General features: G+C 61.9%; 11 protein-coding genes and 2 pseudogenes. 11 read left to right on the top strand and 2 right to left on the bottom strand.

Features of this window, described 5'->3' with window-relative positions:
* Positions 1-18: 18 nt before the first annotated feature.
* Positions 19-144 (bottom strand): annotated as a pseudogene (locus tag RZ1_RS30325) (ATP-binding protein); the annotation flags it as partial.
* Between the two features lie 155 nt (positions 145-299).
* Between RZ1_RS30325 and RZ1_RS30790 the strand changes: the two are divergent.
* The 8 genes from RZ1_RS30790 (at position 300) to RZ1_RS30315 (ending at position 6877) form a co-directional block, all read left to right on the top strand.
* A complete protein-coding gene (locus tag RZ1_RS30790; protein ID WP_169918176.1) occupies positions 300-470 on the top strand; it encodes a hypothetical protein in 171 nt (56 codons plus the stop codon).
* Positions 471-527: 57 nt separating this feature from the next.
* A complete protein-coding gene (locus tag RZ1_RS28680; protein ID WP_139282059.1) occupies positions 528-812 on the top strand; it encodes a hypothetical protein in 285 nt (94 codons plus the stop codon).
* Positions 813-992: 180 nt separating this feature from the next.
* Entirely contained in the window at positions 993-1691 is a 699-nt protein-coding gene (locus RZ1_RS28675; RefSeq protein ID WP_072816258.1) for a LuxR C-terminal-related transcriptional regulator, read from the top strand.
* Positions 1692-1753: 62 nt separating this feature from the next.
* Complete coding sequence (locus RZ1_RS28670) at positions 1754-2899, top strand: sensor histidine kinase (protein WP_083583995.1); 1146 nt, start codon at positions 1754-1756, stop codon at positions 2897-2899.
* The gene (locus RZ1_RS28665) at positions 2896-3936 is read left to right on the top strand and encodes a DUF8320 family protein (protein WP_072816250.1); all 1041 of its coding nucleotides are present in this window, start codon (positions 2896-2898) and stop codon (positions 3934-3936) included. The genes RZ1_RS28670 and RZ1_RS28665 overlap by 4 nt, the downstream gene beginning before the upstream one ends.
* 346 nt (positions 3937-4282) lie before the next feature.
* Positions 4283-4570, top strand: a complete 288-nt coding sequence (locus RZ1_RS31570; protein WP_072816257.1) for a response regulator transcription factor — start codon at positions 4283-4285, stop codon at positions 4568-4570.
* 573 nt (positions 4571-5143) lie between these two features.
* Entirely contained in the window at positions 5144-6109 is a 966-nt protein-coding gene (locus RZ1_RS30320) for a hypothetical protein (protein ID WP_139282058.1), read from the top strand.
* Between the two features lie 33 nt (positions 6110-6142).
* Positions 6143-6877 (top strand): hypothetical protein, encoded by a 735-nt coding sequence (locus RZ1_RS30315; RefSeq protein ID WP_139282057.1) that lies wholly within the window; start codon positions 6143-6145, stop codon positions 6875-6877.
* A 63-nt stretch (positions 6878-6940) separates the two neighbouring features.
* On the opposite strand, the pseudogene RZ1_RS30310 reads toward RZ1_RS30315, so the two are convergent.
* Positions 6941-7108, bottom strand: a pseudogene (locus tag RZ1_RS30310) (IS256 family transposase); the annotation flags it as partial.
* An 18-nt stretch (positions 7109-7126) separates the two neighbouring features.
* On the opposite strand from RZ1_RS30310, the gene RZ1_RS29815 reads away from it, so the two are divergent.
* From RZ1_RS29815 to RZ1_RS28635, 3 genes are all read left to right on the top strand, one after another.
* A complete protein-coding gene (locus RZ1_RS29815) occupies positions 7127-8005 on the top strand; it encodes a DUF4190 domain-containing protein (protein ID WP_238072198.1) in 879 nt (292 codons plus the stop codon).
* A gap of 58 nt (positions 8006-8063) precedes the next feature.
* On the top strand, positions 8064-8483 hold the full coding sequence (locus RZ1_RS30785) for a hypothetical protein (protein ID WP_072816245.1): 420 nt from the start codon (positions 8064-8066) through the stop codon (positions 8481-8483).
* Between the two features lie 173 nt (positions 8484-8656).
* On the top strand, positions 8657-9899 hold a 1243-nt coding region (locus RZ1_RS28635), incomplete at its 3' end, for an esterase/lipase family protein (RefSeq protein ID WP_373863702.1).

Genomic DNA, 9899 nt, shown 5'->3' with positions numbered 1-9899 from the left:
CCGGGTACCCGGGTTGGTTCAGTTCGTGGCTGCGGTCCGGGCGTCCAGACACTTGCGCGGACGGAAAGACGGACCGCCCATCAGGATCTGATGGACGGTGTCGATCAGCCGATCGAGCAGTGACTCGGCCACGACCGGCTCGGGAACAGCAGACGGGTTGACCAAGCACAGGCACCGAATCAGCGAAAAAACCTGTCATCGAGATGGATTGACGCAGTGTTACGTTGCGTCCTGCGAACAGATGAACCTGGCGCTGGACCGCTTCCGGAAGCGAGCTTTCAGCTCTACTGTCGCCCGCTATGGACAATCTTCTTGCGGTGAACGATTTCCTCATCTCCGCATCCGATTCCGTCGAGTATCTGGCGGCAGGCCGGCGTTCGAGCAGTGTGCCGGTGTGGTTGATCCCGGTGGGTATCGCCGGTGGAGTCGCCTACCGCTACCGCGACAAGATCAAAAACCTGTTCAAGTAGCGGTCCCCCGATTCGTCTGTTCCGCCGGGGAACAGCCACACACGAAGTGAGGTTTCGATGACGTCGAAGCTAGCCCTGGTGGGTGCACTGGCACTGACCGCGACGGTCGCGGCGGGGTGCTCGTCCACCGGGGACTCGGTGACCTGTACCGAGTTCACCGCCCAGTCGATGTCCGAGCAGCAGACCACCCTCCAAGATCTGCTGCGAGAACACGACCTGGTGGTCCTCGACATCGGCAACATTCAGGGAGTCACCGACAGCGTGACGTCCTTCTGCTCGAAGTCGGGCAACTCCGACGCGCCCGTGAACGAGGCTGTCGATTGGGACAGCGGCACGTGGTGACCGGCACCAGGTGCGGCCCACCCGGCAGGGTCCGTGGCGGAGCGCGGATCGTGTCGTTCGCGCCGTGATCCGACCATCGATCGGAGGCGGGTGCGTGCTCCGGTGCGGGTCGGCCGGGCACAGGGTCGGTACAACTGTGAAACATTCGCGGTGCGGGGGGCGATCGGAATGTTCGTGAGGATTCAAAATCACGACGACGACACGTGCACCGAGCAGTCTCCGCCACAGCCGCCGCTCCGGATCGGAGTGGTCGAAGACCACGAGTCGGTGGTGCTGGGGTTGTCGACCCTGCTCGCCGACCAGGCCGACCTGCTGCTGGTCGCCAGCGCACCCACCGTCGACGAGCTGTTGGCCATCACGTCGGATCTCGATCTTGCGATCTTGGATCTGCGATTACGGGATGGGTCTTCGCCCACCGGGAACGTGCAACGCCTGAGCGCCGCCGGAATCGGCGTCCTGGTGTTCACCGGTGGGGAGGATTCGTATCTGGTGCGATTGGCCGCTGCGGCCGGGGTGCTGGGGGTGGTCCGCAAGTCCGAGCCCAACGACGTGGTGGTGCAGGCGATTCGGGGGGCGGCAGCAGGGGATTCGGTGATCACCACCGACTGGGCCACCGCCGTCGACAGTGATCCCGACCTGTCGATTGTCGGGCTCAGTCCCCAACAACTGCGGGTTCTCGAGTTGTACGCCTCCGGGGAGACCACCAATCGCGTTGCCCGATTGACGGGCCTGGCGGCGCCGACCGTGACCGAATACCTGGGGCGGATCCGCACGAAATACGCCGAGGCGGGCCGCCCTGCCCCGACCAAGACCGAGTTGTACAAGCGGGCGGTCGAGGACGGGCATCTGCCGATCCCTCGGTCCTCACACCAGCGATGATTGCCGCTGGAACAACGGGTCCGGCCGGCGGTGGCACGGCAGGGTCGGCGTCGGATCGGATCATGCGGTCTTTCGCACGGTTCATCGGCGCCGGGTATGTGTTCTACCTGCTGCTGTTGCTTCCGAGCATCGTGTCGTTCACCGCGAACATGCAGGTGTGGTGGACGCCGCTGGCTGCGGCGAGCGTGTTCGGTTCCGGGTTCTGGCTCGGCGTCGAGGGTCTTCGCCCGAGTTCGCGCCGGATCCGGCCGGTGGCCGCGGTCGCCGCGGCGGCATATTTGGGGTCGGTGCTGGCGTGGCCGGCCGCCTGGCTCGGCCCACCGAGTGCCGATCCGACCGGTGTGTGGTTGGTGCAGTTTCCCGGGCTCGCCGGGTTGGCCGCGGCGGTGGCGTGGCCGGCCGGTGTCGCGGTTGCCTACCTCCTCGTTGCAGTCGTCGCGGTGCAGACGTTCAACCACGCGGCACACGTGGAGCAGGTCAATGCCCCGTTCCTCGGCGATCTGATGTTCGCGGTCATGTTCTGCCTGCTGTTTGTGGCGGCAGCGATCATGGCCATGCGGACCGGGCGGATCCTGGACGAGACCCGAGCCGACGCGCATGCGGCAGCGGCCCACGCGGCGGGCACCACGGCCAGCGCGGTCGAACGCAAGCGGTTCGCCGCGCTGATCCACGACCATGTGATGGCGACACTGCTGTCGGCGGGTCGTCTCGGGTCCGGTTCGACGCTGTCGCGGCAGGCCAAGTACGCGATCGCCCGGTTGGACGAGATGCGGGATCCGGCGCCGTATGACGACTTCGACGCCGTCGGCGCAGTGGCGCACGTGCGTACCGCCGCGACCGCCGCCGACCCCGCTGTCATGGTGCGCGCCGATCTCGAACCGGTTCAGGAAGCGCTGCCGGTGTCGTTGCCCGCCGAGGTGGTGCGCACGGTCGGCGCCGCGGTTACCGAGGCGGTCCGCAACAGCACGCTGCACGCCGGTGAGACGGCTGAATGCTCGGTCACCGTGTGTATCCGACCGGGACGACTCGAGGTCGAGATCGTCGACGACGGCAAGGGGTTCGATGTGTCTGCGATCTCACCGCAACGGCTCGGGGTGACGGTCAGTATCCAGGGCCGCCTGTGCCAGATCCCCGGGGGCGACGCCGTCGTCGAATCGCAGCCGGGCGTGGGCACGCGGGTGATGCTGTCGTGGCGGGAAACCTCATGAGGTGGTTTCGCGCGGATCGCACCCAGGATGTGCGGGAGCTGCTGGGCATGCACACCCGTACCGCTCTGGCGTTGGTGGCGTTCTATGCCGTCACGATGGTGGTGCTGGCCTCGAGCTTCCGTGATGGTGTCGATCCGTACTGGCCGGTCGCGTTGGCGGTGGTGATCGCCGCAGTCGGAGCTTTCGCACTCGTGAGGGTGCCCGGCGACCCTCTCCCTTTTGCGACAACGATCGCGTTGGCCGCCGTCGGGCCCGGTACCTTGGCGATGGTGTTGGCGGTTCTACCCGTTCCGATCGCTCATCTGTGGCAGATATGGCCGCTGGGTGCGGCAACAGCGATCTACACGTTCCTGTGTGTCCGTGGCCGCCCGGTGTGGACGTGGATCGGATTCGGGTCGATGATCGGGGTGTGTAGCGGGTGGGCCGCGGTCACCGGGCAGGGTTGGCTCTACGGATTGTCGATCTCTGCGATCAACTTCGCTCCGGTTTTGATGTCGACCTTCTTTGCTTTCACCATCCGTCCGATGGCTCGGGAAATCTTCGACCTGCGTGAACGTTCTGTGGAGAACGCTGCGGTCGACGCCGCCACCGATGCCGCGATGCGCGAGCGCGACGCCCAACTGAACCGTCTCGACGCCCTTGCACGACCGCTGCTCGATCGCATCGCCACCGCCGACGAACTCGACGAGACGGACCTGCTCGAGTGCACCCTGCTCGAGGCGCAGCTGCGGGACAGCCTGCGGGCACCGGCATTGACTGCCGACCATCTCGCCGCGGTGACCCGCACTGCGCGCCGGCGGGGGGTCGTGGTCAACCTGTTCGACGATCACGGCCTGGACGAAGCCTCGAACGACCTCCGGAGCCGGGTCCTGGCAGCGATCACCACGCAGATCGAGACCGCGCAGACCGGGGCGATCACCGTCCGGGTGTTGCCGCCGGGACGGTCGACCCTGGCCACGGTGTTGGCCTTCGACGACTCCGAAACGTGCCGTACGGATTTCGGTCCGGACGGGTATCCGCGCCCTCAATCCGACTGACCCGCATCCACACGGACCGGCGCCCTTCCTCGATCCCGGATCGAGCACCGGGCGCGCTACCCCACGTTCTGCGCATACATGAATGTGGCGGCGGGATGCATCCTTGAACTGAATCGAATTTCCTTATCGAAGGTAACTATGACCTTCGTTTGTTGGTCAAGAAACATCAACCTGGTCCCGCGCCGGTGCCCCACATACGGTCGAATCGCGAATTCGGTTGCCCCAAAAGGCGTACCGCAACATCCGAGGAGGCGTCATGACCCACACGCTCGATCGTGTCCGCCGGGGCATCGCAGAAGGACCGGAGGCCAGTTGGCACACGAGCTCTCAGCATCCGGTGCCTGCGATGCGGTGTTCGGCATCGTCCAGGACCTACGTGACATCTTCGGATCGCCCGGCAGTCGTTCGTCGCCCGTCACTGTCGTCCCGGGAGATCGAGGTGCTCCTCGAATGGTTGCGCAGCGATTCCAAGAGCGCCGTTGCGACCAGGCTGTATGTCACCGAGAGCACGGTGAGCACCCATCTGATGCGGATACGTCGAAAATACGATGATGTCGGCCGCCCCGCGTCGACCAAGGCGGCGCTGGTGGCGCGGGCCGTCCAGGACGGTTTGATTTCACTCGACGAACTCTGACCAGTCCCGCTCCCCCGGACAATGACCACCTACCCGTGCCTTGTCGGCAGCGCCTACGCCACGATCGTCGCGGCTGCGCTGTGGATCCCTGTACTGATGGTGCTGCGCCGCTCACCCGGCACCGATCCGCAGTCGACCTTCCCGCAGCACTGCGAATCCGCCGCAAATCCGCGGGCGGTCGGTGCGCTACAGGACGACATCATCGACCTACTGTCCACGGCGCGGCACCAGCCACTCGACGGCACGCTCCGACGGTCCGCACGAGCGCTCCTGGCAGAACTCGGACAACACCGAACCTCGGACTTTCCTCGAGCTAGATGGTGTCGGTCGAACGGACCATAGCCGTCACATGCGTCACCTGGCATGGTTGGTGACCCACCTATCGCCTGGTGACAGCTGCGCCGGGCATCTGCAGTACAGATTTGGTCTGTTTGAGAAAACAAGCCATGAACCCACACATAACGGAAGAAATAAGCCGAAGGCGTGAACGCCACGACCCGAAGGACGATGCATGTCACAACGTCTTCGCCGTCGGATCTACGCGATGGCCTGAAACGAAGGTGCTTGACAGACTTGAACGACGAACCATCCCGGAGTCAGCATATTCGGCGACTCGCGAAGATCGCGGCGGTGTTGATGCTGGTGGCAGGAATCTTCGGTGCAGGCAGCGCAGCGGAAGAATTTCGAGAGAATGAATTGGGTTCTCAACTCTCAAGTCTACGATTGAGCGGGAGGGGAATGTTCAGACGCCGATTGGCGATGCCAATTACGGCATATCACTCAACCATGTCCAGGAACGCCTTCTTTCATGGGTATAAATGGGAGGCGTATGGGAGCTTTCGTGAGTGTGCCAATCCATTTCGAAAGGGTGCAAATATCAACAATTCGGCGAGGGTGGAAATGCTTGAACAAAAGCACATGACCGTTCCTGCGAACTGTTATCGATCAGGCAAGGGTAGAGATAGGGGGCGAAGGGCGGCGTTCACGATAGCTCTGATCTCATTGATCGCGGTTGCTCTGAGTTCCTGCTCGTCTCAGACCCGCGATACTCAGACGCAGGCTACTCAGCAGGATGCATTTGTTCTGCCAGAGATTCCCGATTTGGTCGAAGGGCCTTGCAGTGCCGGGTATCGATATATTGAGGATGAGGAACTAGGTCGGTATGATATTCCAGGTCGTACAACCCGTGAAGAGTACCTGCAGCTACCCAGCGATGTGCAAGGAATTAACTCATTCCTGACTCCTGTGCAGAGCATTCCCTTCTGTGAAACTACGACTGTTGAAGTGGTATTGAATACCGCGCGTGAAGTGTGTCGAATGTTCGATGCGGATCCGGCCCCGAACCTGGCTAAGGTGCACCAACTCAAGCAGTGGGCGATAGACGAGACTCGTCTTGGAATTTCGTACTGGGTGGAGGGTGGACCGCATGGATCCCAAGGGGCGGCACTTGATGACGCTGTGTCAGCGTACTTTCGAAAGATATCCACACATGCTGGATATCTGGACGGGGAATGCATTGACCTGATCGATTATTTGTAGAATCTCTCCGCCTATCCGTTTCCGTGCAATTCTATGGCGTCGACCGAAGCAGATTTCAGGCAGGATGATGGAACTCGAATAGGTGAGATTGGCTTCGATTTGAAAATCGTTAGACCATCTAGAACGTACGTCAAGAAGATGCTAGAAAGTTGGATTATTGTGAAGAAGATAGTTACTCTGCTTTCGCTGACTCTCCCGATCCTTATCGGATGCTCAAGTTCCCCAGTGAGTCCCAACTCATTTGACGAGGCAGACAGGGAAGAAATTTATCGGTCCCAACTGGAGGTTCCGGGTCCGTACCCGGGGGTTGTTGGTAGTTCGCCACCGAAATGTCGCTCTGGGCATCGACTGCTCCGGTCCGAGGACTACGAGGGAAGTTTCAGCGCGGGATATCACGGCCCAAGGGATGAGAGTGTGCAATTTCTATATCATATTTCGAACTATCAAGATCCATTCTACTGTAATGAGATATCGGATGAGGAGATCGAAGAGGCGGGCAGGGCGATTCCCGCATCGTTCCCTGACCTCTGCATCGGGATAGATGAGCCGGGTAGTCCGGAGATGGCGCCGAACCTATCCAAGCGATGGCCCCTCGAACTTTTGCATGAAGCGATCAGTCAGTATTCGGATTCAGTGAATGGTCCGTATGGCGAGGACTACGTATATGGCCTTGATAATGAGGTCAACACGTCCGAGTATGCGAGGTACAATGCAGCCGAATTTTCAATTATCACTGCCATCCTGCAGTATTGTCCGTTTGATCGGTGATTCAGATTGGTCAAGTCCCGTGATGTGGTGTACGACGTCGTCGCGTGAGTCCTCGTCGTCGGTTCAGGCGGTCAAGACCGGTGCCACCTCCTCTGCAGGTTCAGTGACCGTCTCGGCGGACTTGTCGGTGCGGGAACGAGCCAGGACATCGAGTCCGAGATGGCGGCGGCCTTCGATCCACTCGTCGTGCTGCTCGGCGAACACGGCTCCGACGAGCCGGATCAACGCAGTGCAACCTGAGGAGCTTGCTTGACTACTTCGCAGAATGTTCCCGACGCGGACGTGGCGGCGGATTCTTCGGGTTGGATGCTCAGGGTCGTCGGTGTCGCGGTGCTCGTCGCTGTTGTCGCTACCGTCCTGTCCGTGGCGGCCGGCCCGTTCTCTTCGCGATTTTGGGCGCAACGAGTTGCGGGTCTTGTCGGTGGGGCGTATCCATCCGGGGTTGTCGTCGGATTCGTGCTCGGTGCTCTCAGCACAACAGTGGCGTTGTTCGCGACGTTGGTCAGCTCAATGGCTTGGCGTCGTCGGGGTGGTCCTGGCTTAGCGCTCTGCTCCGGTTTCCTTGCCCTGGTTGCGATGCTGCCTGTAGCAGGAACGTTGGTTATTGCACTCGGAATTGGCAGCTACGGGGCGCGCACTGCCCAGCAGATACTGGATGTCGATGCTCCAGGGTACTCGGAGGCAGCGGTCGCCGGAATTGCAGCCGGTTTCGGGGCGTATACGCTCGTCTCGGCGGTGTTCGCGTACCGTCTGCGTAGAACGTTCGGTCCGGTGCGGGAGGCTGCGTCGTCACCGTGCGGAGTGGTGGGATATACAGCGGGTGGCCAACCCGTATATGCACCATCGGGTTTCACGACCGATGGGCATCCGGTCACTTCTGATCAATTGGACGGCCGATATCCGGGAGTGGCGAGGACAGGTACGAACATCCTGGCGATCGTTGCTCTGGTCTTGGGTCTCGTCGGTGGTGTGCTTGCGATCCCGTTCGGGCACATTGCGCTGAGCCAGATCCGGCGATCAGGCGAGCAGGGGCGTGCGTTGGCTGTGGCAGGTTTGGTACTCGGCTACCTCTCGCTTGTCGCCATAGTGGGGATAGGCGTGCTATTTGTAGTTGCCGCGAGCCGGTGAAGAGAGCTCGAGCAGATGGTCGGCAAAGTCGCGTAATCCCACATCGAGAGGTATCCAGGTGAGCCTGCGTACGAAGGTTCTCGCCCTGACAGTGGCTCTGGCCGCGATCGGTATCGGCGTGGTGTTCCTGGTGATACGACCGCAACAAGATCCATCTGGCATCGATGGGTCTGCTCCCTCCACGGGTGAGGTCCCGTCGAGCGAGGCTGCCGCGGCAGCCTTGGCGCGCCTGGAAAGCGACCCGGCCACTCTCGTGCCGATGCACGACCTCGACGAACTCGGCGGACGAGTACGCGAAGCAATTCCGGTGGGCTCGACCGTCGAAGTCGATCCCACGACATGGGCTCCGGACGGAATCGGTGGAGGCGTGATGCAGGTGCAAATCACCCAACCGGGACAGGCTCCGCAAACGTATCTGGCAGTCATGGCGCAGGAGGACGGGGAATGGAAAGTACTGGCTACCCTGCCCATCGGATAGCACAGACCCTCTGGCTGCCCGCGCTGGTGGCAGGAGTCATGATTGCAGCGCTACTCGTAGCGGTGTCCCCTGCTCAAGCGCAATCGACGTCACCACAAGACTGGTCCTGCACTGGGGTTGATTTCGCCTCTGCCCTCCCCAGCGACACGAACCATGATGGAACACCCGTGACGATGTCCTCGGACGGTCGAGGGCAGTGGGTGCCCGTGGTGTTCGTACATGGCTGGACAGGCCGCTCAACTCACTCCCCGACAGGCAAGGACAAAGGGGCGTTCTCCGAGCGGATCGACAAGACCAGTAGCCGGGTCGGAGAAGTCAATGTCACACGATCGCTCATCGGCCAACTACAGACAGTTCCCGGTGTCGCACCGTTCACATTCGACTACCACGAGCACTCAGGACGATGGGTATCGGACCCCAGCATCGGTCCGGCCCTCGGAGATGCCATCGACTGCCTCTTCGACCGCAGCGGGAGCGAGAAGGTGATCGTGGTCGCACATTCGATGGGCGGGCTGGCCACCCGATACGCACTCGGCGAAGACCGAGATCGAGCTGACAAGGTGAGCACCGTCGTCACCTTCGGTACCCCCAATACTGGGTCGATCGCTGCACAGCTCGTCGGTACGGCAGCCGATGCTGCCTCGGTCGGCAGCAAAACTGGGGCAGTGATTCGTCTCATTCTGGCGGCCTGTGGCCAGGCAACGACCGAGTCGATGAACTCGCACCCATGTGACGGGTTACCCGATTTTGTGGCTGCGTTCGATGGCGAGGCTGGACGAGCCCTCCGGACCTCTTCCCGAGAATTGCAGGCATTGGCACAGTTCCCCCGCAACGTAGCGGTGCATGCTCTCTACGGCGATGCACGCATCCGCTACACACGCGGATGGTTCGGCATTTCCCTGGAATCCGGTGACACCGCCCCCGGCGACATCATCGTCACCACCGATTCGGCCCTGGCGGGAAGCACCAGTTCCGACCGAGTTCGGTGCGACTACGAATTCTCACTTGCCCAAAACGCTATCGACCACGGCATTGCACAGCTACAGTTCAAACCCCTCAACGACACTCCGGCACCCTTTGCCAGCAGCCTCGGTGGGGCGTGCTTCCACAACAACCTGATGCGCTCGATCGAACTCAGCAACGCCGCAACCATCGCCATCGAGACCGATATCGTCTCGCGCCTTCAGCAACTCGGTCCCACGCTCACGACCGCTCTGTCCGCAATCACCTCGACAGGAACACTCGAAGAGGGCTTCACCGTCAGCGGCGAAGCCGGCAAAGTGGACTGCGCCACCAGCGCTTCCCCCGTCTCGATCACCGACAACATCTACACCTGCACCCCCTCCGCAGCGGGCACGGATGTGTGCTGGCCCGAACCCGGGGGGCGCACTTTACTGTGTGCCGACAACCCGTGGA

This window comes from Rhodococcus zopfii NBRC 100606 = JCM 9919 (assembly GCF_001895025.1).
Lineage (GTDB): Bacteria > Actinomycetota > Actinomycetes > Mycobacteriales > Mycobacteriaceae > Rhodococcus > Rhodococcus zopfii.
The sequence above is the reverse complement of the archived record's forward strand: the minus strand, read 5'-3'. Positions and strand labels throughout refer to the sequence as shown.